This window comes from Escherichia ruysiae, from assembly GCF_031323975.1.
Lineage (GTDB): Bacteria > Pseudomonadota > Gammaproteobacteria > Enterobacterales > Enterobacteriaceae > Escherichia > Escherichia ruysiae.
The window spans coordinates 19,990-45,284 of sequence record NZ_JAVIWS010000002.1 but is presented as its reverse complement, the minus strand read 5'-3'; the positions used below and the strand labels follow the sequence as shown (position 1 = coordinate 45,284).

Genomic DNA, 25,295 nt, shown 5'->3' with positions numbered 1-25,295 from the left:
CTGTTATGCGCCCCGCGCGGGGGCGCTATGTTAAACGGAGAGCTTCCCCTGATTACTCAGAGTCACCAGCATCAATCGTGTTACCGGTCAGGAAGTTAATTCCGCCATTTTTTGCCATAGTCAGAGTTACACGGGTGAAGTAGTCAGCACCGTTGCGTGGATGCATATCGTTGATAGCAGAACCCCACAGAGTGGTTCGGTTGACCAGTGCCGGGGTGGTCGGATGCTGGAATGGGATAGCCGGGACCGCATCACCAGTCACGAAGCCTGCCTTGCCCGGATTTTCATCACGGACGTAGCACAGCACATCCATCGGGCTGAACTGGATACCTTCGGCGGTCAGGTTCGTGCAAATACCTTCAGGTACTTCGTACACCTTCACGTTACCGAACAGGGTGCCGATGAAGTGAACGTACGGAGTCTGGGTATATTCTTCAGCTGGCTGGAAGAAATCCTTCGGAAGCTGTTTGAAGAAAGATGCAGCATCAGCACCAGCAAACATCCCCATCGCACCAGAAGATTTAACGCGCTCAATAATGTCGCGATATACAGTCTGGAATTTGCCGCGAATGATGGTTGCCCATACATCAAAGGACTGGTTAACCGGCAGAGCGATGTCAAAGGAGTCGGTCGCAAGAGTACGCCAGATCATGATGCGAAGACGCAGCATATCCTGTTCATGAGACAGGTATTCCTTCAGGGTGCGGAACTGTAGGGACCCCAGGTCCAGACCAAACTCACGCTGTGCTTCATACGCCGCCTGTACCGTGTGCTCAGCCGCGATGACGAACTGGCTTGGGAACAGGGTGTAACTCTTCATTTCGTGGTTGATAAGTGGGATCAGCTCAGGAGCTGCTTCAATATTGATCTCCGCCTCAATGGCGATCTCTGTACCTTTATCCGGCGCTTTGGAGAACGACAGGGCAATCTGACCAATGTTGTAGTTCAGAGAGCAGGTAACAGTAATTTGTTCGCCAGCTTTGTTATTGAATGTGTGAAGCAGAGTACCGGAGCCGTTATCAACAACAGACTTAATGCGGTTAACGTAGATATTTGTACGGCCTTTGCGGATCGGGACATTCTGGCCTTCAAAGTCTTCCATCTTGAAGGTTGCGGTTTTGCTGGTGCCATCGGAACTTGCCACCAACACATAGCGGCGGCGCAGTTGGCTATACACACCAACAGATTGCATATCCAGAACATCACCCGAAGCATAAGAACCAAAAGAGGAACCCGCTACGTTAAAGATTTCATAGATTTCGGACTTGTCACGCGTAACTGGAATGAAGGTACACGCATCAGCGGTAGCTGCCCCCAACTGAACAGGCAGGATCATCGCGAGGAATAAAGGCAGACGCATAACACCGTCAGAAACGCTCATCATCTCTGCTGCGACGGATTCCAGCATCGCTTTATTGGTGGCATCCATGCTATTGCGGGTGGACTCAATCAGGCAGTTTTCCAGAGTCTGGTGGCAGGAGGCCAGAATTTCCGGACGCGGCATAGATTTATGTGCTGCGGCGTAGTCAGCCAGTGCACTTGCCCACGCTGTAGCGATTTGAGCAGTGGCATTATCAGAGATACCTGCAAAAATCGGGTCTTTGCGTGCAGCTTCAAGGATAGATGCGGCACGTGCGGCATCATCTTTGATGAATTGGTTATCAGTACCGAACTGTGCTGTACTTGCCCAGCCAAGAACGGCTTTAGAGCGTTTTGCGATATCTGCAATACGATTCTGGTATTCGCGTAAGTTACTCAAGTTACTCTTCCTTAAACACAAGGCACTTGTGTGAATCCCTTTTCGGAAGAGATTTTATTGAAAGTCACTTGTTGACTTTCTCACGAAAAGTAATTTTTTAAATTTTTTATGCGGGGAAGTGGACGGTGAAAGCAGGCGTTAAATCGTGGGAATTTCAGTCTGAAATTTTTCTAAAAAATATATTCAAATCATAATATTAGAAATGAAATTGGCGCGGGACATTTTAGGAAGGGGAGGGGCTAACACCACCTCCCACCAGCAGGTTTATTTTCCTGCGGACATTTTCTCAATGATTTTTTTTATTGCTTCGTCAATTTCAGTTTGCACTTCAGACGGGAGTCGGGAGAACTCGTAGGCGACTACCCGTTTTTTCGGATCGGTCTTCTTTCGTGCGTACTGGCGTCGGTCAGAGAAATCTCGCAGCTTCTCTACCACTACAGATTTAACCGGCGCAGGTTTCAGGCTTTTGCTTTCCGCTTTGAAGATAGCCAGTATCTTCGCTTTATCCTCTTTCGCGCCCTCAGTCTCTGCAATTCGCTCGCGCACCGTATCAACCAGTTCTCCAATCGGTACGTTTTTAGCGTTAGCATCTTCGGAGATCTGGAGCAGCAACTGATAATCAGGCAGGGCGAGATCGCTGGCAACAGGGAAGACAGCAATCATCTCATCCGGCACCGCCGCAGCCTGGAAAGCTCGCGTCACTTTAGCCTTTGAGATGTTCTCAGCGCGGGCGATCTCTTCTTTGGTCATGCTCTTACCGTACATAACCTCAAAGCGTTTACCCAGCTCGCGCAGAGTGTGTTCGCGAGCTGTCTGGATATCAATGGCCAGCTGGCGGGCATCCGCCAAGCTGATCTCATCTTTTGTCACCAGAATCTCAAATTTCGTTTCATTGAAGATACACGCAGCGCGGCGGCGTGATCCGTCCAATACCTCAATGCGCTCCCCAACCATACGACCGATAGCCGGGAAGAACTGTTGCAATTTAATGGTGCGGGAAATATCGCTTACCGACTCAGGAGTAAGCAGAGACTGATCGCGGCCGTTAACTGCCGGGTCAACGAACGTGCGCGACTCAATCTCACCACTAAGCACAACGGTAAGCAAAAATTTAGCCTGGCGGCCAGATTTTAGGGTAAAGGTTTTGGTGCCTTCACTGCCTTCAAGCATGCGAGCAAACTCGGAGCTATTCTTGCCCAGCACTCGTCCACGGGAAACTATTTTCTTCATGCCGACTCACCCCTTACAAACTCAATCCGATCAAACACAGCCTTAGTGAAACGCTCGGCCTCGGTTCGTGCCTTCTTCAGTGCCTCAGCACTGCCTGGATATGATTGCGGGTTGGCACTGATTACGGTGTCGAAAGACTCGCCGCATCGCTCGAAGCCATCCAGGCGAGGCAGAGAAGAGTCCAGAATGTTGCTGGCGTAAACCTCGCGCGCAAGGCTGTGTGATGTCTCGTGATCACGCTTGCCGGTCATCTTCGACATAAAACCAATGCTGGCGCTTAAACGCGGCTCTACGCCTTCCTCCTCCAGTTGCTCCAGCATTTCTGGCAGACGGGTGAGATATTTCAGAGTTGAGTGGAAGTCAACCTGGGCTGGTGGGGTAGGGGTAAGCAACAGATCGCTTGCCGCCAGACCGTTAAGCAGGAACGGATCCAAGTGCGGACCGGTATCGATAAAGATAAAGTCATAATCATCAGCAACACGATCAATGATATTGCGTCGAAGGATTTCGTACTGATTTTGTCCAGGAAGATGCTCTTCAACCAGCTCTTTCCATTGGCTGGCAACAAAGCCATCGTCGATAGAGGCTGGAATCACGTCTACGCCGGGAACGATGGTCGGACGAATCACCTCTTTGCGTAGCGTCTCCGCGTCCAGGTCGTTCAGCATCGCCTGCGCGGCTGTTTCCAGAATGGATCCAATACTGTGAGTATGGTCGAGGAACATTGTGCTGGATGCCTGCGGGTCAAGGTCAATAACCAGAATGCGCAGATCGTGACGCAGTAAATCCTGATGCACACGCAGCGCGTGCGCCAGCGTGACTGTGGAAACCGTTTTAGATACGCCACCTTTCAGGTTTACGACAAAAATAACGTAAGGCGATTTGTGAATGTCGCGATATTTGGGAATCTTGCGGTGGGCATAGATATCAATGACGTTCTGGATAGTGAGCGCGTACTGTTCAACGTTACCGACCTGTTTCTTGTTGAACTGGTACCCATCATCTTCCATCTCTTTGATGGCCTGCTCCACAATGCGGCGGCTCAGCTTCGGCAACTTTGCCACAGCGTTACGAGTAAACGTCTGATAATACTCGGTCTGATTGAACTCTTTGCGCTGATCTTCGATATCCTGGCTCATGGCCTTCAGCAATGCGCTTGCACGAAGAGCTATGGTGCCGACACCGCCGTAATCGCGTTTCATCATCATCTCCTTATCGTTTCGTATAAGTGAATTGTACGTGTGATTCTGTTACGTGCAACTTTTTTTGATATGTGCGTTATTTATTGCACGTTATGCGGTAGCGAAGAGTCTATTCGATGTGTGCTGGAGGGATGATGAAGACCCAGAATGTGCGATAGAGGGAAGTCGCATTGAATTATGTGTTGTGGAGGGATCGCAGGTATCAAATATGTGCGCTGAAGGGAAAGGCAGAGGATTAGATGTGCGCTGGAGGGAAAACCGGATGGTTAGATGTGTGCTGGAGGGAAAGTCTGGACAAACTGTGGGGCGCCGCCCTCCAGCGCACACCAAAAACAGGAAAATGGGTAGGTATTCCCGGCAGCGCACATTTTTCAAATGCAGCTGCCCTCCAGCACACACTTATTCGGGAAGTTTCAGCTTTGGATTGCGAGAATGGACGATTACAAAACTTTCCCGGCCTTTCTTCTCAATTGAACAGTCGAGATAGCCGATTGTTTTAAGCTGTTCTATCGCTTTCTTAATGATACGGTTTTGTTCGCCAACGGCTGACTGCAAAGCCAGGCGCTCGCGGATTCGCGCGAACGATAGCGGCAACGGGTTCTGCGGAAGGCTTTCAATGAAGGTGTAAATAGCTTGCGCAGCTTCTTTCTTCGGAAGGGCACGCAAGGCGTGGTGCTGCAACAGGACGCGATAATCAAGCTGGAACAGCTCCCACAGCTTCGAGTCGGCTTCCAGCTCGATCAGATCGAGGTCAGCATCGAAACGTCCGACCTTCAACAGACCAGTCTGGTAGCCACCTTTAGCATCTTTACCGCGCTTAAAAGCGATACCCTTGTTACGCAAGCGGCCAAGTGATTCATGAATGGTTAAACGCAGTTTCGCATCCAGACGTTTTGAGGGGAAACCACAGGCTTTAGCGAATTCCTGAAACGATAACTGGATGGTGTTTGAGGACAAGCCGTATTTGCTGAACGCGTAGATAACACCGATCCACGTTTTGAAATCAGTATCCATATCGAGTCGAGGACCGGTGATTTTAATGTCATCGTAACCTTCGGCTTTAGCTATCTCCAACTGAGAAAACGCTTTGGTGGCATCAATCTCTTTACTTTCTCCTTTGCTCTTTGATGGCTTCGGCACGAATACCCCCAAACGCATCAACGCTACAGGCTGCACAGTGTTGTTTGAATTAACTGTTAGTTCTTTTGCCTTACTCTCAATGTCTGCGTAAAGAATATCGGAGATAAAAGATTGATTCATATTAGCTTTTCCAGAATTATGTGGATAGTTTTTATAAGTGATGATAACTACCCATGCTTTCCCGTCAGCACACATCCTATATCCCGCCAGCACACATTAGCAACCCGTCAGCACACATTTTTTTCCCTCCAGCGCACATCGTTTTCCCTCCAGCACACATCGCGAAAGGCTTCTAAGCCAGACGTGGCGCGGCCTGCAACGATCAGGGATCTATATGGATCTAATTAGGATCTGTATGGGTCTAATTATTGGATCTATCCAGTGGATAATGTGGATAAGTGAAAAACCGGCCAACGTAGCCGGTTGGAAGGGAGTCGTATTATTCTACGCTTTCAATGAGAAGGCCATGTTCATAGCATTTAAGCTCATCGCCCTCGTACAAGAACTGGTATCCAATACCACCATATTCAGGCACATTAGGGAATAACTCATCACTCACTGAAGAACAAATCACACCAATGCAGCGATCAACACCTTCTCGTTCTTCAGTGCTGAAGAAATCCTCTTCAGTAAGCACTTGAGTACATTGCTCATCAGCATAAGTTGGAAATACATGCTCAATACAATCTGGATGTTTTAAACCAAGCTGATCGGCAAGTTCGAAAGCATGACGGAATTGTTCAGATCCTGGCTTGCCAACAGTGATTTGCTCAATTTTGTAGATTGAAGTCGCTTTGTTGATAGTTTGCTTTACTGTTACTTTATCAGACATAAAAATCCCTTTTAGTTACCGCTGATAGCGCGGTTGTAATCATTAACGTTGCGATTCTTCCTGTTAATCCCCATCAGCATCGTTTCTGTATCGAGGATATACGCTGGCAGATCATCAAAATATTCACTGCTAAACTCCGGCATCCTGCACATAAATGCACTTTTGGGGACAGGGTGGTTAACCTTTGTCGGCGTCGGCGTTAAATTCGCTGATCGACTCCCGGAGCAACCGCTGAGTGTCAGCAGGAATGCGCTGGCGAACATTACCCGCCGCAACCAGTTGTTTCTGAACTTCTGCTTTTCGTTCCATTTGCCTGTCAGCATACTTGGCTTGTTCTGATTCATTTTTCACTTCCTGGCTGTGAAAATGTTGATCTGCTTTGTTCATCGTCTCAATGGTCTGGTTAAGATCCATTATTGACTTATCACGCTCCTTAACAGCCTGATCAAGACTGCCAATTTTCTCCAAGGCTTGCTTTAGCTGATAACGTTCCCATGCAAACCCAGCACCAACAAGTGCGCAAATCAGAACAAGAACACCAGTAGCAGCAAGTTTCTCCTTCAAAGACAAAGCTGTTTTTAACGTAGAAAAGAATGACATGTCTTCCTCCTGAAGAAAAATTATCTGTGAAGTCCTTTGTTACTGTGCTGCCTTATTTAATTCATCAAGAACAGAATCAGGAACCAAAGCTGCGACTGCGCTGGCTGTGCTGGCCTTATTTGCTGATGCTTCTGCCAGCGCGGTACCGATAGCATGGTTATAAGCAGTTATGGCTACGCTGGCGCTTTCCTTCGCTCGTTCATACTGCTGTTGCAATGCTGCTACCGGTACTGTTGTCTGGTCGAAAAAAGCACCAAATTGTTCAGTTGCTTCCTTCAGTGCTTCAACTTGTTGTTCTGTCAGTGATGGTGGGGGAGTGACTGCGCCACCACCGGAATCAGAGCCTGACGAGCTGCCTGAGCCTGCGTTAAGGGTCTGGTTAATGTCCCCCATAGCAGCGATTAAACTCGACGTATTAAGCGTATTTACAGCGTCCTCAAGCGATTTCGTTGTAGTCGCGTCGCCAATGGCAATAGAGATCGGCAGTTCTGAAACTTCTCGCTCATTAGCACGACAGTAAACATCCCAACCAATATCGAGTTGAAGGAGCATTGACAGATCAGCATAACCAGCCAACAGGTCAGCGTGCTGAGTTGCCAGCCCTCCAATATTCGTTAAACCGGTTGCGGTTGTTCTGATCGTTGAAACATAGCTGGTAATAGTGTCGGGATAGACAATTGTATCCAGAATTAATCCGGTCAATTCTTCTGCAAGCAGTTTTGCCGTGTTAGCACTGTTTCGTGCCGATGTTATGGCACCAGGTGTTTTCATCCCACCGGCGGCGGCCAATTTCTTATATGCGGATAACTGGTAGTCTTTTTCCAGCATGATATCTCCTAACTTACCTGAACCAGACCGTCTCCGGCTGCAACGGTAGAGCCGCATGAAACAGGATCACCAACGCATACGATCCCTTTCCCGTTGACGGTAAACCATGCCCTGGTTGATATAGCTTGCCCGCCGTGCGTGCTGTTCCCATCGGTATGTTGTGCATATTGCTTACCATCAACTAACACTTCGACTCCGTTGACTTTAAGTAGTGGTTCGCTCTCTACGGGAGGCCTGGATGGGAATCCTCCGTGCCCCGAACAAATGCTGTCTTTTGTTGCAATACTCGCCACGTCACCACCAATGATTTGCTCTAAGTTTTGTTATTTTAACTTAGGTTTATTGTGGCATGAGTGTCATTGTTTTGAGTTTAATTGCTCTAATAAATATTGTTTTTTGTGTCGTGTTTTCGGTACCATTCAGGCATCGCCCTTCAATGGGCATTAGTTAGGAGTCGTCAGATGCAGATGGAGCTAATAAGCCGCAAGGAGTTCGATAGTCGGGTAACTAGCGGTGAACTCGACAACTTGCAGGCTATCAAGGTGAAAGAAGGCTTTTGCCTCATTGGGAATCAGAGCGGAACAAATCGCGTTTTTATGCTTCGCCGTACGGATCTGAAGCCATTTGTCTGGAAGAACGAAATTGGTCCCAGCTCATACGCTCAAACGAGGGGGTGCCATAACCTGACCTTCTTCTACAAAGACGAGCTTTCTGTGGTTGATATTCAAGGGTTACAACATGTTTAAGCACTGGAAAAACATTTCAATTTATAAAGTTTCACGTGAGACGGATCTGACCGACTTAGAAGATAAAAATAAAATGATCTCATTCACTCCATGCGGTAGTCAGGATATGTCCAAGTTCGGTTTTGTATCGCCATTTGGTGATAATTCCGAAGTGATCGCAATGCATGGAAATGGCTTTATCCTTGTTGAAGCAAAGCGCGAAACAAAAATTCTTCCCGCGCCGGTTATCCAGCGAGCCATTCAAGAGAAAATTGAAAAACTTGAGCAAGAACAATCGCGTAAACTGAAGAAAACAGAGAAGGACTCCCTGAAAGACGAAGTTCTGCATTCTCTTCTGCCACGGGCTTTTTCAAAGTTTTCTGTTATCCAGGCGATCTACGACGGTTCAACTAAACGTATCTATATCAATGCCAGCGCGCGGCAGGCAGAGGATATGCTCGCGCTTATGCGTAAGTCTCTGGGTTCTCTTCCTGTTGTGCCCCTAAGTGTTGAAAATCCCATTGAGTTAACGCTGACCGACTGGGTACGTGATGGTAGTGCTCCACAGGGATTTCAAATGGGGGATGCGGCAGAACTTAAGGCTGTGCTTGAGGATGGCGGTATCGCCCGAGTGAAAAAGCAGGATTTGGGAAGCGATGAAATTTCCACACACCTGGAAGCTGGCAAGCTCGTCACTAAGTTGGCACTCGACTGGCAGAACCGCATTAAATTTACACTGGACCATAACTTCAGCCTTACCAGCGTCAAATTTGCGGATGAATTGCTTGAGCAGAACTCTGATATTGATAGTGAAGATGTTGCGCAGCGACTGGATGCAGATTTCTTCCTGTTAACCAGTGAAATTTCATGCTTGGTTGATGCTCTGGTAAATGCCCTGGGCGGAGAGGCTAAGCAGTGAGAGAGCTGTGCTATGGATCTGTTTGCAGTGGAATTGAAGCCGCGAGTATTGCCTGGGAACCGTTGGGTATGCGTCCGGCGTGGTTTGCTGAAATCGAGCCTTTTCCATCAGCCGTTCTTGCGCACCGCTGGCCCCATGTCGCCAACCTTGGCGACATGACAAAACTTGCCAAAAAAGTCCTGGCTGGGGAAATCGAATCCCCTGATGTGCTCGTCGGGGGAACACCTTGTCAGGCATTCAGTATCGCAGGATTACGTGGTGGGCTTGATGATGAGCGTGGCGCGCTAACTTTAAAGTATGTGGAGCTTGCAAATGCAATTGACGACAAACGGGCTGAGTCATTTCTCAAACCAGCCGTTATCGTCTGGGAAAATGTCCCAGGAGTCTTGTCATCGGCAGATAACGCCTTCGGATGTTTCCTTGCCGGATTGGCTGGAGAAAATGCGCCATTCGAACCTGGTGATCGACCTGAATCACGAAAAAGTAACGCGTTCTGGCGGTGGGATGCCAAAACCGGTAGCCATGCTCCAAAGTGGCCGCAGTGTGGTTGTATTTATGGACCGCAGCGAAAAGTGGCCTGGAGAATCCTTGATGCCCAATACTTCGGAGTGGCACAACGACGCCGACGCGTGTTTGTTGTCGCAAGTGCTAGAACAGACATCGATCCCGCAACGGTACTTTTTGAGTTCGAAGGCGTGCGCCGGGATATTGCGCCGAGCCGAAGCGAGGGGGCGAAAGCTGCCGGGAATGCTGGAAATGGCATTAAAAGCGGGAGCCATTGGGATAGCTCAGTAAATCCTCACCCGACACTTAACCAGTCACACAATACTGGCGGGATCGGCGCAAGTAACCAGGAGATTTTTGCGCAGAGAGGAAGTGGGCTTGTTGGTGTTTATCGAATGGTTGCATTTGGTGAGTATGCTGATGATGAGACAGCTTCCACTGTCAAGGCCAGAGATTTTAAAGATGCTACCGATTTAGCTGTTTTCAGTAGTACAGGCGCTGGTGTTTGGCGTAAAGGAGCTGGCACTCTTCGCGCCAGACCACAAGAAAGCCACGAACATCTGGCAGTTATGGCTGTTCATGGAACACAAGATCCTGATGTTAATTGTGAATTGGCACATACTATTGGTCGTAACCACGGACAAGAAAACGCAGTAGTAGCTTTTTCCAGCAAAGATTACGGACAAGATGTTGCTATTGAATGTGCCCCGACTTTACGAGCTGGTAACTCTGTTAATAGTAATCAAAATACGGGATGCCCACCAGCTATAGCTTATGGGATACCTGGTAACTGGATTGGGCGGTCGCCTGAAAATGGCGGCAATGCAACTGAACCAATGTTGAATTTATCCCCATGTCTTACGACGACAGATAAACATGGCGTCGCCTATGCATTATTTGCACCTCATGTGATTAACGTGCGCAGGCTTACACCTATCGAATGTGAACGCCTACAAGGTTTTCCTGACGGGCATACGCTGATCCCTACAGGAAAGCGTAAAAAAGTCACTTCTGATGAACTGACATACCTTCGCAATCACTATCCTGATTTAAGCGAAGAAGAGGCCGCGATGCTCGCTGCTGACGGACCGCGTTACAAAGCGATCGGCAATAGTATGGCGATACCAGTAATGCGCTGGATTGGCGATCGGATTACTAAGGCTGCATGTCGGCAAAAAGAAGGGAGCGAAACAAAAGAGCGAAAAGTTAAACCAGCGGTAGAATTCGAACGATCCATATTCAAATGGGCTGGTGGAAAATTTGGTGTTCTGGAACAAATCTTTCGCTATTTGCCAGAAGGGAAGCGCCTGATTGAACCTTTCGTTGGTGGCGGAGCTGTCTTCATGAATGCCGGATACCAGGAAAATCTGCTAAATGATGTGAATGCTGACCTGATTAACTTTTACAAGACTCTACAACGCGAGGCGCATTCACTTATCACACTGGCACATCGGTTTTTCCAGGACTACAACACACAGGAAGGATACCTGGCAGTACGGAATGCGTTTAACAAACAAGTCTATGATGATTTACATCGCGCAGCGGCGTTTTTGTTCCTGAACCGACATTGTTTTAACGGATTGACGCGTTACAACCAGGCCGGTGAGTTCAATGTCGGTTATGGGAAGTATAAAACTCCGTATTTTCCACTACAGGAGATGGAAGCCTTTCTTGGTGCGGAAGGGCGATCTGAGTTTGTATGTGGTGATTTTGCTGGAGTGATTGAAGCTGCCGGAGAAGGAGATGTCATTTTTTGCGATCCGCCGTATGAACCGCTTCCCAATACTGAGGGGTTCACGAACTATTCCGGTCATGACTTTAAGTTTGAAGAGCAAAAACGCCTGGTGTCTCTGTTGACGGATGCTCATCGCAGAGGTGCAAAGGTTCTCATTACTAACAGTGGCGCGCCAAACATCAGAGAGCTTTATCAGGACAGCGGCTTCAGAGTGGAATCTCTTTTTGCCAGACGTTCTGTGTCTTGCAAAGGGGACACACGAGGTGTTGCTTGTGATGTTATTGGTGTATTGCTCTAATAAATTTATTAGAGTAATATTGTTTCAATGAAACGGGATTTATAAAGCGGATTGAGTTATTACCCGCGATAGGCGCGGCGGTAAGCATGGCTGGGTTACTCCGCCCACATGGCCACCGAGTTGCCAGGTTGACCATGCACCTAAGTGGCGACACCGAAATGCCTAACGATCTGTTCATCCAGTTTGCCCATCTTCGGGTGGGCGTTTTTTCAGGGTTTTCGTCATGGTTAGCGACTTTGCGGCGGTTTATAAACTGACCATTAAAGTAAATGCAAACGATGATCTGATGATGGTAGCGGCCTAAGAAGCCTGACGCCACGGGGTATGAGTCGTCCCCCGTCAAAAAATCGACCGCAGAGTGTCCCCGTCTGTGTATTAGGGAACGGGGAGGCATAACAGGCAAGGGCGCTGGTTCGATTAACCAGATGAGCGAGAAGGGGCCATCTCTTTGGTCAGCGTCCTTACCTGTTACGTCCTTTTTCATTCAGCGTAACAGCCATTGCTTAATGGCATCCTGGGATAATTTCTTGTAACGGGTATATCCCGTCATGCTGAAGGCGCTAATCACGCTGGAAGCCAGGGTTATGCATCCCCTGTTACCGAATTTCAGCCAGGGCGCGGGCGCCGAAAAGCATACGGAGGTGGAAGCCCTCGCCGGAGACGTACCCGGCAAGTGATGGTGTAGCTCAGCGGTTAGAGCGGTTGACTGTTAATCAACGGGTCGATGGTTCAAATCCATCCTCCATCGCCAATGCCGGTTTAGCTCAGTTGGTAGAACGCCTGCCTTGTAAGCAGGATGTCAGCGGTTCGAGTCCGTTAACCGGCACCAACACAACAGGTAAGGGTATTTTGCGACGTCGGAGATCGCTGTGCTTGGCAGAGGGTTCGAATCCCTACGAAGTACCCTTACCGTTGTGATGAAGTGCAGCTCTTAGAAGCAACCAGAAGATAAGCATCTGGCTTCACAACATAAACCGCAGGAACGACCAATAAACGGTAGTCCGTATGGAGAACACCCCGTTGAGGAAGAGGCCTGGCCGGAACCGTAACCGGCACTACAACGTTGAGAACACTGGCGTAACGGGGTCATATCCCAATCTACGAATAAATGTTGCGTTGCAGCGTGACAACCAGTGTTCTCAACATTGTGGTGAATGCACAGGCTGATGTGCCGCAACTACAGTAGTGCGCGCTTTGCGGGGCTTGCTACAACCCTGTGTCGGAGTTCAGCACCGACCATCACAGTTTGATTCTCTGGCATGAGCATAACGCTGAAATAAGTCCAGTCTGGTGCGGTCTGATCACCCGCCGTTAGCTCCATGAAACGGAGTACGCAACAGGTAAGAGCATTCTCCTGTAACGGGTTCATATCCCAATCTACAGGTCCACCAAGAATGCTCTTTCCGTTGCGGTGAATGCGGCTAAGCGCACGCGGGGAAATGGTTATATCAGTCCATTCATTTCTCCTTGTTTCCCCGTCCACGGTAGATAACCAGCCAAAGGACACCGGGAGGCACCCGGCACCGCAACCTTATTTCCCAACCAGTAATGAGGTTAATAAATGCTCGGCATTCTCAAAAAGAAATTCCGCAAAGCGGCTGGCGGAGTCAAGAAGATGGAAAACCGTGATGCGGTGGAAGCGACCGTCTGGGGCGCATATTCCATTGCATACTCTGACGGCACCTGCGATGCGAAAGAAATTGCAGTATTGGAAAAAACCATTGCAGCACTTCCTGCCTTTGCGCCGTTCTCCGGTGAAATTGCCCAGATGAGCGCCAATATTCGCGCTCAATATGAAGCCTCGCCGCGCCGAGCTAATGCCCAGGCTTTACGTGAGCTGGCTGATGTGTCCGGGACTAATGATGCGGTAGATGTTCTGTGCCTATGCATTGATATTGCTGACCAGGATGGCATTGGGGCAGAAGAGCAGGAGCAATTGAAGAAAATTGCCCAGGCTCTTCAATTGCCACTGGAACAGTATATCTGATGGTTATAAAAGCACGTCTAATTCTGGCTTTGGTTTTTCTCGTGCTATCTGTGCTGGTGGATTTCACCAGCACAGTCCTGTCGGTTTTATCCGACGGTGCGTTGGTAGCAGTAGCTGTAACATTGGTATGGCCGATATTTAAAACAGCTTCGAAGGATCAGTGATGGGCTTCTGGGATTTTGCTGACAAGTATCCAATTGTTCTCATTATCATTGTTGCCATAGTTGTAGGCGGCATTGTTAGCGCCATTGAAGCACTTAGTAAACAGTAATCCGGCCCTTTAGCTCAGTGGTTAGAGCTGGCGACTCATAATCGCACGGTCACCGGTTCAAGTCCGGTAGGGGCCACCACATTTGGTTGTAACACGGCGTCTGGCACATGCGTCGTTAGCGGTCTGGTGACGTTAAAGGGGGAACCTTGCCCCTAGCTCAGGCAACGAACCAGGTAGCCGGAATGTGCAAGCCCCGTTCATAGCGTCGGACTGCGGATTCACCATCCTGGCGATTCGGTGTGACAGCCGGGAAGAGTCCGGCGAATTAATCCTGATTTTCTGGTGATGACTCATATCGTTAGGAGTGATTTGAGTATGCCGATTATATCTGACATTCAGCACGCCTTGGAGGAGTGCTAATGTCTGCATCCCCTCTTGAATCCATGCCAAATTCACTTAGTGCAGAACAAGCTGTACTTGGTGGCTTAATGCTTGATAACTACCGCTGGGATGAAGTTGCAGATCGTGTAGTCGCTGATGATTTTTATACCAGTGCTCATCGTGAAATTTTCAGTGAGATGGAGAGGTTATTAAGTCATGGCAAACCGATTGATTTGATAACGCTTGCTGAAGCACTTGAACAGAACGGTAAATTAGAACGTGCAGGTGGTTTTGCGTACCTTGCGGAGATGTCAAAGAACACGCCCAGCGCGGCAAATATTTGTGCTTATGCGGATATCGTTCGTGAACGCGCGGTTGTTCGCGAAATGATTTCCGTCGCAAATGAAATAGCCGAAGCTGGATATGCGCAGGATGGCCGGGGCAGCAATGAATTGCTGGATATGGCCGAGCGCCGCGTTTTTGAAATAGCTGAAAAACGACAAAAGAGCGGGAGTGGACCAAAAGACATCGCCAGCGTTCTTGATGCGACGGTATCTCGCATCGAAGAGTTGTTTCAGCGACCGCATGATGGTGTAACGGGGATTGATACCGGGTTTACCGATCTCAATAAGAAGACGGCTGGGCTTCAGCCGTCCGATCTCATTATTGTCGCCGCCCGCCCGTCTATGGGGAAGACCACATTTGCGATGAATCTTGTCGAAAATGCCGCAGTCCGTAGCGATAAGCCCGTATTGGTTTTTAGCCTTGAGATGCCGAGCCACCAGCTGGTGATGCGCTCACTGGCCTCTCTTGCACGCGTTGATCAGACTCGTATTAGAACGGGGCAACTTAACGACGAGGATTGGGCGCGTGTTTCTGGCGCAATGGGGATTCTGTTGGACAAGCAGAATATTTTTATTGATGACTCAAGCGCCCTGACGCCTACAGAGCTACGTTCCCGCGCTCGTCGTGTTTATAAAGAAAATGGTGGATTGAGCATGATTATGATCGACTACCTGCAACTTATGCGTGTCCCCGAGCTGCAAGATAACCGAACGCTGGAAATTGCCGAGATTTCTCGCTCACTGAAGGCGTTAGCGAAGGAATTACAAGTACCGGTGGTGGCATTGTCACAACTTAATCGATCGCTTGAACAGCGTGCGGACAAACGACCGGTAAATTCAGATTTGCGCGAATCAGGAGCAATTGAACAGGACGCAGACCTGATCATGTTTCTGTATCGCGACGAGGTTTATCACCCGGATAGCGAAATGAAGGGCATTGCCGAGGTGATTATTGGTAAGCAACGAAATGGCCCAATTGGCACGGTGAGATTGGCTTTTAACGGCCAGTATTCACGATTTGATAACTATGCTGGTGCTGACTGGCAAGAGGATTATTAATGCAATGGAACGAGGAAAAGCCGATGAACATCCTGATCATTGGGCGAAAATTTGAAGCCATCAGTGATGTGAAAACATATACGGAAATGTGGGCTTATAACCTGGCCTGCGCCTTTAGTGAGGCAGGGGTAACATTGCAATACCATCGTCCATATTCCCCTGGCGTCGAAAGCCCGGAGGATTATGTTGAAGCTGTGTTGACCGCTGCGCTCTCGTGTTCTGCGAAAGCCATTTTAGCGCCAGGATTGCGGTATTTTACTACGGTGCCCAGGGAAATAGGTGTGCAACTGCGTCGTCGATTCACTGGATGGGTAGCTCAGGTATACGACGGTTCTATGCTGGATTCGGCACCAGTTGATATTACTTTTACTGTCCGCGATGATACCTGGCGGTACCTGGATAATCCCGGCAGGTTAGAGCGTCATAATCGCTTTAACAAACATGTTGGATGGGCAGCGAATCAGGAGCTGTTCCATCTGGAAACCAAAACAGACGATGTTCTGCGTATTTTTGTAGACCACGCTGCATTTGATGTTAGTGGGTTTGATCACTCCTTAAGTATCCTTATGAACCTTCAGCGTCTGACTGTTCCGTATGAGGCCAGAACGTTGACCGATGACGGATTGGTTACCATTGATCCGGGGAATATTTCGGTAACTCCATACAGACGGACGCCGGTACCAGCAACCGAATTTGCAGCTGAATTGCGTAAGAGTGACGTTTTTATCGTTACGCATCCCGAAAGCCTTGGATTAACTGTTCTTGAGGCGGCAATGTGTGGGGCGTTGATATTAACGCCGCCCGATTGCCTTCCGCCAGATCGCCTGGCTTTGGTGAACCATATGGTTATCAAGTCGCGGATTGATTGGGATGAGGTTATTGCTCGCGTTGATCGCGTGAAAAATGCTGAAAAGGTCCAGTGTCACACCTGGTCGGCAATCGCGGAAAAGATGCTTGGGACGTTTATCACGCAGAAACCGTCGTGCGGTAACGGATAAAAACATTGTACCCGTGGTAACAGTAAAGCCCGATCGCCGGGCTTTTCTTAAGCCTTATCAACAGAGACTTGAGCGGCTTTTATGGATAGATTCCCGCTGGCCTCTATCGCCATACTTCCCCCCGCCTTCAGGGCGACATCCGCGCCTGACTTTATATCGAGATTTCCTGCGGAAGAGATGAATGCCGGACCTTGAGAAATGGCATACAACTCCCCGGCCTCGTTGAATCCTATTGTTGTTCCACTTTTCAAGTGCGTAACGGCCCAGGCTCCGCCCGCCGTCCGGACCTCCATTAGTCCGTTCCGCGACGAAATAAAGTCTTTTTTGGCGCTGGTTGATGGTTGTGCTGGTGCACCTTCGACTTCAGGCGGTACATATCCTTCACCTTGTCCTGACGCTTCAGGCGGCACATTGGGAGCGCCACCGGATGCATCCTGTGCATAACCGATTATTAATGGCCATCGTGAATCCCCATTGTAGGGGAACTCTACCCATACTTTATCGCCGGGCAGAAATGGTGAAAACGTGTTTGCATTGGACAATATAGCTTCTGCCCACGGCAATGAGGCATCTGGTAACCCATCCATCATGCCGACAACGCGTATTTGTGTACGCATCAGACCTTTAGGGTCATCGACGCTTACCACTACAGCCCGATACTTCCCTGTCAAACTACCCATTCACCACTCCTAACTGTGCACGGCTGACAAAACGAAAGCGGTCTTCGAAATGAGTCACGGACATCACTATCATTTTGTCAGGGATAGATTCATCGAGTTCTCCGTCACCTGCCGTGTTATGCACGACAATTTTCAGCGTCGTACCCGGAGTTAGCGCGGCATTTCCTTCCACCAGCATATCGAGGCGGGGGAGAATGAATTTGTTGTAGTTCGCCAGCGCGGTAGGATCGGGATTGCTCGTAAATTTAATAGGGTCTTCCTGGTTACCTGAGTAAACCACGCCTTTGGTCATGTCATAACTGGCCATTCTGTAATTGTGTCGGCGCTGGTATTCATAATCGGCATTCAGGATGTTGAACTGACTAATTGTAAATCCGGATGTGTTGGGATTGGCGGACTCATAAGTAAGCGATGGAGCGGCGTTTGCCATTTTTTCCATACTTTTAAAATTGATCGTCCCCCGGGATGCCCAGCACATAGAACCGGTATCCCGGGCTATCTCCTGCAATACCTTGGTCGGTTTTTCTCCAACATTTAGGTGGTATGTGGATGTCTTTCTGAATGAATCAGCACTTACCTTCAGACCAGGGGCAAGAGTGGAAACTACGGCTGATGGGGGCTTATCAACAAAATACTGTGCGCTGGTGGACGGAACTTTCAATAACCGCACCGGGTTGCTAAACGCGTAAATCAGTACGGTATCGTCCTTGCGCGGCGCTTTAAGAACGAAGAACTCTTCCGAGAACAGGATGCCGCCATGACCTTCCGGATCACCAAGTGAAACTGTCAGTATTGTCCCAAATTTCACCCCCAGCTTATTGACCACGTAAGCCGTTGAATCCCTGACCATGAGCATAAGCTGGGGACCAGATAGCTCCCCAGGTTCGACATAGGTACATCCTACGATCATTTCGCGAGGGATTTCGTTCTGCCCAATTGAAACAGATTGCAGGAATAGCTGAGTGCGCTTTGAATCAGTTTCCGGGGCTGTGGTGGTCTTTGTGGCCATCTCATTCCTCCAGAATTTTCGCTTTTACCGTTATGGTGCCGGTGGTTTGCTGCATATAAGCCAGGATAGGAAGCTCCGCCACAACGGTGAGGTTCAATCCAACCGCGAACAGCCTGTTATCGGCGGTGCCGGTGGTCAGATCCTGAAATGCGATTGATTTTTGCCCTTCGATGTAACAGGTAACCGGTATCTCATAACCGCCGACATTGGCAATGTGAGTGAAAGATGCCTGCCCGAGGCTGGCATACATTCGTAGCCAGAATGCTAATGCAGTTGTAACCATCCCAAGAGATTCCTTCTCGTCACTGGCGATCCATAGCGAATATTCCAGTGAGAAAGGGATAGTCGATACCAGGGCTTCAATCTCATCATTTTCATTGGTGACATGCCCTTCATCGTAATTATCCCGGCACAGTTCACCTTCATAAACTGAAAACGCGGGAGAACGAGACAGATTCACAAGCGGCATTGCCAGCTTATTTACCGGAACAGAAGAGGCTGTATCTTTACGCCCGGCGCGATCGGCTTCAAATGATGACAACCACTCCTTCACATCACTAAAAGTGCCGAGCGTTATGCGATCTCTTGGGGTGCGTTTCAGGAACTCCCTGAATGACTGGTTAGTGCGATCATTAAAGCTGACAACTTGTGAGTCGAACGCTTCGTTTAAAGCCTGTGCGAGCGCCGAATCAATGCCATCAATAGTGGCAAATTCCAGCTTACCGGTTGGAGTAAGACCTTTTTTCTTAAAGATGGCCAGTAGCCATTCCTGATTATTCAGAATCACCGATGAAATTCCCTTCAAAGGCGCGTGAAGGCACGCAATAAAACAAACTGCCTACCCTGGCAGTGCCGTAATTGAATATTTTATGGATGTACCAGAAGCGGCGAATGGTTGTGCCGTCTGACAGCTGTTCCAGCCATTCGAGCATAGAACCCACTGGCACATTAACGGCGGCTAACCGAAGGATTAAAGCACTGTCGCTAATCCCTGTATTATCACTGCCGTCGTATAGCGCGTAGAAGGCGTCCATCTCATCCGGGCAGTCGAGGGCCGTTATCAGTTCTGGATCCTGATAGTCATATATGCGTTGGTTCGGTTCTATTATTTCCGATGCCGTTTCAGGTGCATTTTTGTCTCTGTAAGGTATTGCGCGATACAGAACTGCATCGAATGAGTCAGGGTCTAGCTTGATTGCTTTGAGCCAGTCCATCCGCACAAGGTTATTAAAAACTGCATGACCTTGATAACGGTGGCGCACACCAGAATCACTAAGCAGGCCGTGATCCAGATTGGGAAGGTGATTGTCCTCCACAGGATCAACAATATTACCAACGTTAACACCATCGGTTTCGATTTCAGCATCAATATCTTCCTCTTCAATCAGTTCAGAACCTTCGCCTGGAATATCCGGATCCGATTCGGTGTCCGGGAGGTTATCACCAGTCACTTGTTGTGATGGTTCTGTGTCCTCAAACATGTCATCAAAGAAACCAGCCATCGATTATCCTTTCCGTTTACGGGCTTCGTTAATTTGTGTCTCAAGAATGTTTCGCGCCTGCGCGGTGGCAGCGGCCTTGTCCATTCCCTGACTCATGAAAAACTTTATGAGGTTGTTCGCCTGCGTTTGCAGGGCTTTTTTGAGAGCGTCGGCTTCAGCGCGAGCCTGGGCTTCCCTCACCCGCGAGGCTTTTAGTTCGGCATTCTTCCTGTTTGCCGTGGTGCGAGCTTTTTTTAACAACCGGCGAACGTTGTCCGTGGCGCTATCTTTGGCGCGTAGTTTTTTGCCTAATGCATCCTGAGATTTCAGATATAACTCATACTCACGCGCCGCTTTAGCCTGATCCGTCGTTGTTGTCCGGTTGAGCGCGAGCGATTTAGCCAGTTCGCCTTTGAAATAGGTTGTTGTCTTCCGCTTGTCATCGCCGAAGGCCACCTGTTCAGCTGCTTTTTCCAGGGCAATAATGATGGCCTTGTGCCATGTGGGAGACTGAAAACGCGTCATAGCGTGCAAAACATGTTTGCAAGCCACACCAGTCAGATCAGGGTTGCGGATTTTGGGGAATGCATACTCTTTTGGCGGCGCGACAGCATAGTTACCAGCCGTGGCCATATAACGATACCAGTATTGATGGCGTCCACAATCACAGTCGAAAGATACCCGGCCCTTGCAGAGATCGGCAGCGATTCGGGCTTTTTTCGCACCGTCTTCAGCAATTTCCTCAACGGCTTTATCCCATTCCTCAAATCGAATTCTGACACGGTGATGCTGGTGGATCGACTCATCCGAGGCATTAACAGATATCAATGCAAGGTTGTGTTTTAGCCCGAGGAATGTCGCGGCTTTGATCCCTGTGCCATCAGAAACTTTGTTGTTAGCGCGTTTTATATCAATGCTGGTGGACTGCGCCACCAGCTGAGCATAGGTAATGCCGGGTACCGTGCTCTTGAATTTGGTTTTATGAGCCTGCCTTGAGGTGTTGAAACTGCGTATATCTTCGGGCGTAAAGTAGGTGCCATCTTTCTTTTTCCCAAGGCTGAGGAATGCCTCAAGTTCGCGGTTACGCATCCCCATAATCCTTGGGGTGAGTGTACGCCGCGCGTTTCGCCGACTCTGACGCTGCTGTTTACGGATAAGATCGAAGACCTTGTTAAAGTCTTTTGCACTTAATCCATCGGTCTGATAGCGACCAAGGTTGTCGCGAGCATATTCAGTTGGCATTCAATTCCCTTACGCAATGGATAATGTCCCTATTACCTGGCCGTCATATTGGAAATGGCGAATCATTTCGCGGACCCAGGTGGCAGGTGGGAGTTTTAATTTTTTGCCAACAGTCATGCCCTGAGATTCATCCTCAAGCCCAGCGGCGAGCGTCACTACCCAGCGTAGCTCTGCTATGCCCCACATACGGTAAGCCAGCAAATCCGGGCGGTATTGCTCATCGGGAAGAACGTAATAAATCGTCAGATTCTTGTCGTTCGATTCACACATAAGCATCACCTCTTTGCGTAGCTCTGCCCTGAGTATTGGATCGGCTATGTTGCGGTCGTCATACCGCGACAGAGGATATTGCCGGGTGCTTTGGGTTGTAGTGATTGATGTAGCCATAGTCAGCCTGCCAGAAATAGATGATGGTGATTCTACCGCTAGTCATTTGTTGAATATTTAACTCAATAAAAGAAAATTATTAGTGCAATTTTGGTTGTGAAATGTATCATTCTGCCCTTAAGTAGGTTCTTCACGAGGAAACAAAATTGGCAGAACGTGTTGATGATGCAGAGCTGAGCATGAATCAGTTAGAAGCTCTCAAAGACATGGCCATCGATAACATCAGAAAGCAGGCACAGGTCGTGAGTCAGGTATTTACAGGGAAGTGTCGGTACTGCAATGAACCGATTGAATCCGGCATCTATTGTGACGCTGATTGTGCGCAATGGCACAGGGAAGAGCAGGCAGCAAAACAGCGTAAATATGGCATGCGACCGGCAGAGTTTGACTGATTATGTTGCGCTTTACTGAGCAAGAGTATCTGGCTTTCAGTAAGCGCAGAAAGAAAGGATGGGCTAAGCCAAAGCCCAAAAAGGATCCGTTCTTATCACTTGCCCCGGTAAAAGAAGTTTCGCCACATGCGAAGGCGCTTGCAGCACTGGCAAAAAATCCTGATCTGCGAGTAGGAAATTGCGAGCACTACGAACAGGTTTTGATTTTTGATTACTTCGAACGCTATTACCCTGAAATTTATGAGCTGTTGCATGCAACACCTAACGGAGGGAAGCGTTCAAAAGCAACCGCCGGGAAATTGAAGGCGGAAGGGCTGAAAAAAGGTTATCCGGACATGAGTCTCGATAAAGCATGTGGCATTTATCACGGCATGCGAATTGAGCTTAAAGAACCAAATGGTAAAGCCCCGACGAAAGAGCAGATCGCCTGGATGCGCAGGCTTAGAGAGGAAGGTTACTACGTGGTTCTCGCGTATGGTGCAGAACAAGCGATTACCGCCATCCTGGAATACATAAGCCTTAAAAAGGGTGAGGCTATTGAGTATGTATTGAACGGCGATAAGTGGTTGTACGCTGCGTAAAATAATAAATTAATTAGTGCATGTGTGCTCTTTGAGATAGCGAACATTAACATCGGGAGAATAATCGTGTCATCCAAGGTTAATTATGAATCGCTGGCATCGGTCATGCCGCGTAATGAACAGGAAGCAGATGCTGTAGTGGACCCGGTAATCGCTGAAATGAATGCTCGCCTGGAGGCTGAATTTGCAGCTGAGAATGAACATACCACCCAGGGCGACTAGGACTGTTTTTTGTATCGGTAGCGGCCCATCACTCACTCGCGAGGACTGTGCTGCTATAGAAAAAACTGGCTGTTCAATCATCGCGGTTAACAATTCCTGGCAGATGTTCGATGAAATTTATGCCTTATACGCAGGTGATTTGTCATGGTGGAAGCAATACGGATCCACCATACCGGGGGGGAGATTCCGCAAAGTGACAGCCAACCTGGCGGCGGCGAAATCATTTTCGTTGGAGTACAGGCGATATTGTGGACCGGCGGAAGGGGTGAATAGCGGCGCGCAGGCTATCAGTCTGGCGGCTGAATCGGGGGCTGAAGTAGTTGTATTAGTCGGCTATGACTGTTCTCTGCAAAATGGCCTTCATTGGCATGGCGCGCACCCTCAAGCACTACGGAATCCAACGCAGGTGTCTATTTCAAAATGGCAACAGCAGTTCCTGGATACCCGCAAAAAACACGCAGATTTACATATTTTGAATGCAAGTAGGAGCAGTGCAATTCAATGTTTCCCAAGAATAAATTTAGAGGCAGTGATCGCGTTATTATCGTCGGCAGTGGCCCAAGCGCCGCAAACTTTGTTGCGCCGCGCGGAGTGCCGATTATAGCGGTCAATGGGGCCATCGACTGGCTTAACCGCGCTTCTTATTTTTTCACCCTTGATCCATCCCCAGACAATATGCGGCGCGTTGGTCGTGGGCGCCGTCGCCGTGGTGTTTATTATTGCATGGCGCTACCTGATGTTAAAGAACGTGAAGTCAGAGACGGCGTTCTGTGCTTCCGTCGTGTGGCTGAGCGCGGCACGGAGCCAAAAAATACGAATTCTCCCGAGTGGTGGGCGTGGCGCTGGTCCGCACATTTCGGTCTTTGCGAAGATGTGAATGAAATTGCCAGCGGCAATAGTGCATATGGTGCTCTGAACCTGGCTTTCCATATCGGATTCAAACATGTCGCCCTGGTGGGCGTGGACGCTACACAAGAACCACGCGTTCATTCCGGCGGCACGCCAAAAAATCTAAGTCACCTGCCTTTGTTATTCCAGTCTGCGCGTGAACAGATTGATGTTGTTTCATGCGGGAAAATGGGAGGTATTCCGCAGATGACTCTTAAAGAATGGCTGAAGAATACATGATGGCACCCACAATTTATCACCGTATCGACGGTACCAAATACAGGAATGTCTGGGTTGTTGGTGATTTGCATGGTTGCTACACCAGACTGATGTCCGAACTCCATCGTGTGGATTTTGACCCTGCGCAGGATTTACTGATATCGGTCGGCGACCTTATCGATCGCGGCACCGAAAATGTTAAATGTCTGGAGCTATTGCAGATGCCATGGTTCAGAGCGGTCATGGGCAACCATGAGCGGCTGATGATTGATGCGTTAAGCCCCGATGGCAACGTGAATAACTGGCTAATGAATGGCGGACAATGGTTCTTCATGCTCGACACTGATCAGGAAATATTAGCCAGGGCGCTGGTGGAGCTGGTAAGACGTCTGCCCTATATCATTGAGCTGAACACCGGGCGAGAAACTATTGTTATAGCCCATGCCGACTATCCGGATAATGAATATCAATTCGGTAAGGAGGTACCGCTTTTCAATGTTGTCTGGGCGCGCGAGCGTATCAGTGATTCGATGGATGATATTGGTGGCGAAATTTCGGGAGCAGATCGTTTTATCTTTGGTCATACCCCGGTGAAAAGCCCGAAGACATTCTGGAATCAGCATTATATCGACACTGGAGCCGTATTTTGCGGAAACCTGACATTGATGAAAGTGAAAGGTGATGGTGCAGCATGAAGATTGCTTTAGTTCTTCGCTCTGGTGGCGACTATAACGCTTCCGATGTGCAGTGGCTGGTTAATCAGCTGCCAAAAGGCTATGAAATTATTTGCCTGACAGACCTGAAGAGTTTACATGTGCCAGGCGTTAAGGTTGTCCCATTAATCAACCAGTGGCAAAAGTGCCGTGGCTGGTGGGCGAAAATCGAGTTGTTTCGACCGGATATAACCGATGATCTCTTCTACCTGGATTTGGACACGGTTATTGCCGGTGATATACGCCCAATTCTTGAGAATCCACCAACCAGCTTCACCATGCTTAGGGATTTTTACCATCCACAATATCGTGGCAGCGGTGCTCTGTGGATACCAAATAGTGTAAAAGCGCACATCTGGAGTGCATTCTGGCAAGATCCGGAAGGTTGGATTGCTCGTTGTGTTACTACTGAGTGCTGGGGTGATCAGGGGTTCTTGCGGAAGGTTATGGGCGATGACACACCAGCATTTCAGGATCTGTATCCGGGATGGTTTGTAAGTTACAAGGCCGATGTTGTGGAACCTGGTTCTAAATATGCAAGCGCGCGTTACTCCAGGGGGAATGGGGCATTACCAAAGGACTGCCGAATAATCTTTTTCCACGGCAAACCGCGACCTCGCGAAGTGTCAGAGGATTGGCTTCCCCTCATTAGCGCGTTTTTTGAGCAAGAATCAGAATAATATTGCTCTAATAATTCCATATTTTTAAAACGTGATGTACACTCATCAC

At 48.8% G+C, this 25,295-nt stretch carries 28 protein-coding genes and 3 tRNA genes; 16 read left to right on the top strand and 15 right to left on the bottom strand.

Going from position 1 to position 25,295, the window contains the following annotated elements:
• Positions 1-52: 52 nt before the first annotated feature.
• The 9 genes from RGV86_RS22040 to RGV86_RS22000 all read right to left on the bottom strand — a co-directional run bounded on the left by RGV86_RS22040 (position 53) and on the right by RGV86_RS22000 (position 7,757).
• A complete protein-coding gene (locus RGV86_RS22040) occupies positions 53-1,759 on the bottom strand; it encodes a DUF8615 domain-containing protein (RefSeq protein ID WP_222687629.1) in 1,707 nt (568 codons plus the stop codon).
• A 264-nt stretch (positions 1,760-2,023) separates the two neighbouring features.
• Entirely contained in the window at positions 2,024-2,989 is a 966-nt protein-coding gene (locus RGV86_RS22035; protein ID WP_309508502.1) for a ParB family protein, read from the bottom strand.
• A complete protein-coding gene (locus RGV86_RS22030) occupies positions 2,986-4,191 on the bottom strand; it encodes an AAA family ATPase (protein WP_048266580.1) in 1,206 nt (401 codons plus the stop codon). Before RGV86_RS22030 ends, RGV86_RS22035 begins: the two co-directional genes overlap by 4 nt.
• Before the next feature lie 399 nt (positions 4,192-4,590).
• Positions 4,591-5,451, bottom strand: a complete 861-nt coding sequence (gene repA, locus RGV86_RS22025) for a replication protein RepA (protein ID WP_001076427.1) — start codon at positions 5,449-5,451, stop codon at positions 4,591-4,593.
• A gap of 319 nt (positions 5,452-5,770) precedes the next feature.
• Positions 5,771-6,163, bottom strand: a complete 393-nt coding sequence (locus RGV86_RS22020) for a hypothetical protein (RefSeq protein WP_222687626.1) — start codon at positions 6,161-6,163, stop codon at positions 5,771-5,773.
• Between the two features lie 11 nt (positions 6,164-6,174).
• Entirely contained in the window at positions 6,175-6,315 is a 141-nt protein-coding gene (locus RGV86_RS22015; RefSeq protein WP_000336812.1) for a hypothetical protein, read from the bottom strand.
• Between the two features lie 25 nt (positions 6,316-6,340).
• Complete coding sequence (locus RGV86_RS22010; RefSeq protein ID WP_222687625.1) at positions 6,341-6,763, bottom strand: ppfA; 423 nt, start codon at positions 6,761-6,763, stop codon at positions 6,341-6,343.
• Positions 6,764-6,802: 39 nt separating this feature from the next.
• Positions 6,803-7,591: a hypothetical protein gene (locus tag RGV86_RS22005; protein WP_222687624.1), complete on the bottom strand. Its 789-nt coding sequence runs from the start codon at positions 7,589-7,591 to the stop codon at positions 6,803-6,805.
• Positions 7,592-7,604: 13 nt separating this feature from the next.
• Positions 7,605-7,757 carry a hypothetical protein gene (locus RGV86_RS22000; protein WP_309508503.1) on the bottom strand — a complete coding sequence of 51 codons (153 nt, stop codon included), beginning with the start codon at positions 7,755-7,757 and terminating at the stop codon, positions 7,605-7,607.
• 295 nt (positions 7,758-8,052) lie between these two features.
• On the opposite strand from RGV86_RS22000, the gene RGV86_RS21995 reads away from it, so the two are divergent.
• From RGV86_RS21995 to RGV86_RS21950, 10 genes are all read left to right on the top strand, one after another.
• Entirely contained in the window at positions 8,053-8,337 is a 285-nt protein-coding gene (locus RGV86_RS21995; RefSeq protein ID WP_001177861.1) for a hypothetical protein, read from the top strand.
• Entirely contained in the window at positions 8,330-9,235 is a 906-nt protein-coding gene (gene rdgC, locus RGV86_RS21990; RefSeq protein ID WP_222687622.1) for a recombination-associated protein RdgC, read from the top strand. Before RGV86_RS21995 ends, rdgC begins: the two co-directional genes overlap by 8 nt.
• Positions 9,232-11,772 (top strand): Dam family site-specific DNA-(adenine-N6)-methyltransferase, encoded by a 2,541-nt coding sequence (locus tag RGV86_RS21985; protein WP_309508504.1) that lies wholly within the window; start codon positions 9,232-9,234, stop codon positions 11,770-11,772. The genes rdgC and RGV86_RS21985 overlap by 4 nt, the downstream gene beginning before the upstream one ends.
• A 675-nt stretch (positions 11,773-12,447) precedes the next feature.
• Positions 12,448-12,523: transfer RNA gene (locus RGV86_RS21980), tRNA-Asn, on the top strand.
• A gap of 2 nt (positions 12,524-12,525) precedes the next feature.
• Positions 12,526-12,601: transfer RNA gene (locus RGV86_RS21975), tRNA-Thr, on the top strand.
• A gap of 732 nt (positions 12,602-13,333) precedes the next feature.
• Entirely contained in the window at positions 13,334-13,759 is a 426-nt protein-coding gene (locus tag RGV86_RS21970; protein ID WP_000900640.1) for a tellurite resistance TerB family protein, read from the top strand.
• On the top strand, positions 13,759-13,923 hold the full coding sequence (locus tag RGV86_RS21965) for a DUF3927 family protein (RefSeq protein ID WP_222687618.1): 165 nt from the start codon (positions 13,759-13,761) through the stop codon (positions 13,921-13,923). Before RGV86_RS21970 ends, RGV86_RS21965 begins: the two co-directional genes overlap by 1 nt.
• Positions 13,924-14,033: 110 nt before the next feature.
• A tRNA-Ile gene (locus tag RGV86_RS21960) sits at positions 14,034-14,109 on the top strand.
• 280 nt (positions 14,110-14,389) lie between these two features.
• Positions 14,390-15,754 (top strand): replicative DNA helicase, encoded by a 1,365-nt coding sequence (gene dnaB, locus RGV86_RS21955; RefSeq protein ID WP_222687617.1) that lies wholly within the window; start codon positions 14,390-14,392, stop codon positions 15,752-15,754.
• Positions 15,754-16,752: a glycosyltransferase family protein gene (locus RGV86_RS21950; protein ID WP_222687615.1), complete on the top strand. Its 999-nt coding sequence runs from the start codon at positions 15,754-15,756 to the stop codon at positions 16,750-16,752. Before dnaB ends, RGV86_RS21950 begins: the two co-directional genes overlap by 1 nt.
• A 47-nt stretch (positions 16,753-16,799) precedes the next feature.
• Here the strand turns inward: RGV86_RS21950 and RGV86_RS21945 are convergent, their stop codons facing one another.
• From RGV86_RS21945 to RGV86_RS21920, 6 genes are read right to left on the bottom strand one after another with little or no spacing between them, the layout of a single operon-like run.
• Complete coding sequence (locus tag RGV86_RS21945; protein WP_000535208.1) at positions 16,800-17,432, bottom strand: hypothetical protein; 633 nt, start codon at positions 17,430-17,432, stop codon at positions 16,800-16,802.
• Positions 17,425-18,441, bottom strand: a complete 1,017-nt coding sequence (locus RGV86_RS21940) for a phage tail tape measure protein (RefSeq protein ID WP_222687614.1) — start codon at positions 18,439-18,441, stop codon at positions 17,425-17,427. Before RGV86_RS21940 ends, RGV86_RS21945 begins: the two co-directional genes overlap by 8 nt.
• A gap of 1 nt (position 18,442) precedes the next feature.
• Complete coding sequence (locus RGV86_RS21935; RefSeq protein ID WP_016231373.1) at positions 18,443-19,228, bottom strand: hypothetical protein; 786 nt, start codon at positions 19,226-19,228, stop codon at positions 18,443-18,445.
• On the bottom strand, positions 19,215-19,943 hold the full coding sequence (locus RGV86_RS21930) for a hypothetical protein (RefSeq protein ID WP_000896801.1): 729 nt from the start codon (positions 19,941-19,943) through the stop codon (positions 19,215-19,217). The genes RGV86_RS21935 and RGV86_RS21930 overlap by 14 nt, the downstream gene beginning before the upstream one ends.
• Positions 19,944-19,946: 3 nt before the next feature.
• A complete protein-coding gene (locus tag RGV86_RS21925; protein WP_309508505.1) occupies positions 19,947-21,164 on the bottom strand; it encodes a phage tail protein in 1,218 nt (405 codons plus the stop codon).
• Positions 21,165-21,173: 9 nt separating this feature from the next.
• Complete coding sequence (locus RGV86_RS21920; protein WP_032353325.1) at positions 21,174-21,551, bottom strand: hypothetical protein; 378 nt, start codon at positions 21,549-21,551, stop codon at positions 21,174-21,176.
• Positions 21,552-21,697: 146 nt separating this feature from the next.
• On the opposite strand from RGV86_RS21920, the gene RGV86_RS21915 reads away from it, so the two are divergent.
• The 6 genes from RGV86_RS21915 (at position 21,698) to RGV86_RS21890 (ending at position 25,246) form a co-directional block, all read left to right on the top strand.
• Complete coding sequence (locus tag RGV86_RS21915) at positions 21,698-21,943, top strand: hypothetical protein (protein WP_059222016.1); 246 nt, start codon at positions 21,698-21,700, stop codon at positions 21,941-21,943.
• Positions 21,944-21,945: 2 nt separating this feature from the next.
• A complete protein-coding gene (locus RGV86_RS21910; protein WP_222687609.1) occupies positions 21,946-22,524 on the top strand; it encodes a PDDEXK family nuclease in 579 nt (192 codons plus the stop codon).
• A gap of 66 nt (positions 22,525-22,590) precedes the next feature.
• Complete coding sequence (locus RGV86_RS21905; protein ID WP_042017011.1) at positions 22,591-22,746, top strand: hypothetical protein; 156 nt, start codon at positions 22,591-22,593, stop codon at positions 22,744-22,746.
• Between the two features lie 501 nt (positions 22,747-23,247).
• Positions 23,248-23,874 (top strand): motility associated factor glycosyltransferase family protein, encoded by a 627-nt coding sequence (locus RGV86_RS21900; RefSeq protein WP_222687607.1) that lies wholly within the window; start codon positions 23,248-23,250, stop codon positions 23,872-23,874.
• Positions 23,871-24,548, top strand: a complete 678-nt coding sequence (locus tag RGV86_RS21895) for a metallophosphoesterase (RefSeq protein ID WP_222687606.1) — start codon at positions 23,871-23,873, stop codon at positions 24,546-24,548. The genes RGV86_RS21900 and RGV86_RS21895 overlap by 4 nt, the downstream gene beginning before the upstream one ends.
• Positions 24,545-25,246, top strand: a complete 702-nt coding sequence (locus RGV86_RS21890) for a hypothetical protein (protein ID WP_222687604.1) — start codon at positions 24,545-24,547, stop codon at positions 25,244-25,246. The genes RGV86_RS21895 and RGV86_RS21890 overlap by 4 nt, the downstream gene beginning before the upstream one ends.
• Positions 25,247-25,295: the final 49 nt, after the last annotated feature.

Bases quoted from the DNA above. Each gene is read 5' to 3' on its own strand.
- RGV86_RS22020 (WP_222687626.1), bottom strand. From the start codon at position 6,163: ATGTCTGATAAAGTAACAGTAAAGCAAACTATCAACAAAGCGACTTCA.
- dnaB (WP_222687617.1), top strand. From the start codon at position 14,390: ATGTCTGCATCCCCTCTTGAATCCATGCCAAATTCACTTAGTGCAGAA.
- RGV86_RS21930 (WP_000896801.1), bottom strand. From the start codon at position 19,943: ATGGCTGGTTTCTTTGATGACATGTTTGAGGACACAGAACCATCACAA.
- RGV86_RS22005 (WP_222687624.1), bottom strand. From the start codon at position 7,591: ATGCTGGAAAAAGACTACCAGTTATCCGCATATAAGAAATTGGCCGCC.
- RGV86_RS22035 (WP_309508502.1), bottom strand. From the start codon at position 2,989: ATGAAGAAAATAGTTTCCCGTGGACGAGTGCTGGGCAAGAATAGCTCC.
- rdgC (WP_222687622.1), top strand. From the start codon at position 8,330: ATGTTTAAGCACTGGAAAAACATTTCAATTTATAAAGTTTCACGTGAG.
- RGV86_RS22015 (WP_000336812.1), bottom strand. From the start codon at position 6,315: ATGTGCAGGATGCCGGAGTTTAGCAGTGAATATTTTGATGATCTGCCA.
- RGV86_RS21895 (WP_222687606.1), top strand. From the start codon at position 23,871: ATGATGGCACCCACAATTTATCACCGTATCGACGGTACCAAATACAGG.
- RGV86_RS21945 (WP_000535208.1), bottom strand. From the start codon at position 17,432: ATGGGTAGTTTGACAGGGAAGTATCGGGCTGTAGTGGTAAGCGTCGAT.
- RGV86_RS21920 (WP_032353325.1), bottom strand. From the start codon at position 21,551: ATGGCTACATCAATCACTACAACCCAAAGCACCCGGCAATATCCTCTG.
- RGV86_RS22010 (WP_222687625.1), bottom strand. From the start codon at position 6,763: ATGTCATTCTTTTCTACGTTAAAAACAGCTTTGTCTTTGAAGGAGAAA.
- RGV86_RS21910 (WP_222687609.1), top strand. From the start codon at position 21,946: ATGTTGCGCTTTACTGAGCAAGAGTATCTGGCTTTCAGTAAGCGCAGA.
- RGV86_RS21970 (WP_000900640.1), top strand. From the start codon at position 13,334: ATGCTCGGCATTCTCAAAAAGAAATTCCGCAAAGCGGCTGGCGGAGTC.
- RGV86_RS21890 (WP_222687604.1), top strand. From the start codon at position 24,545: ATGAAGATTGCTTTAGTTCTTCGCTCTGGTGGCGACTATAACGCTTCC.
- RGV86_RS21925 (WP_309508505.1), bottom strand. From the start codon at position 21,164: ATGCCAACTGAATATGCTCGCGACAACCTTGGTCGCTATCAGACCGAT.
- RGV86_RS22030 (WP_048266580.1), bottom strand. From the start codon at position 4,191: ATGAAACGCGATTACGGCGGTGTCGGCACCATAGCTCTTCGTGCAAGC.
- RGV86_RS22000 (WP_309508503.1), bottom strand. From the start codon at position 7,757: ATGCACAACATACCGATGGGAACAGCACGCACGGCGGGCAAGCTATAT.
- RGV86_RS21950 (WP_222687615.1), top strand. From the start codon at position 15,754: ATGCAATGGAACGAGGAAAAGCCGATGAACATCCTGATCATTGGGCGA.
- RGV86_RS21965 (WP_222687618.1), top strand. From the start codon at position 13,759: ATGGTTATAAAAGCACGTCTAATTCTGGCTTTGGTTTTTCTCGTGCTA.
- RGV86_RS21940 (WP_222687614.1), bottom strand. From the start codon at position 18,441: ATGGCCACAAAGACCACCACAGCCCCGGAAACTGATTCAAAGCGCACT.
- RGV86_RS21900 (WP_222687607.1), top strand. From the start codon at position 23,248: ATGTTTCCCAAGAATAAATTTAGAGGCAGTGATCGCGTTATTATCGTC.
- RGV86_RS21995 (WP_001177861.1), top strand. From the start codon at position 8,053: ATGCAGATGGAGCTAATAAGCCGCAAGGAGTTCGATAGTCGGGTAACT.
- repA (WP_001076427.1), bottom strand. From the start codon at position 5,451: ATGAATCAATCTTTTATCTCCGATATTCTTTACGCAGACATTGAGAGT.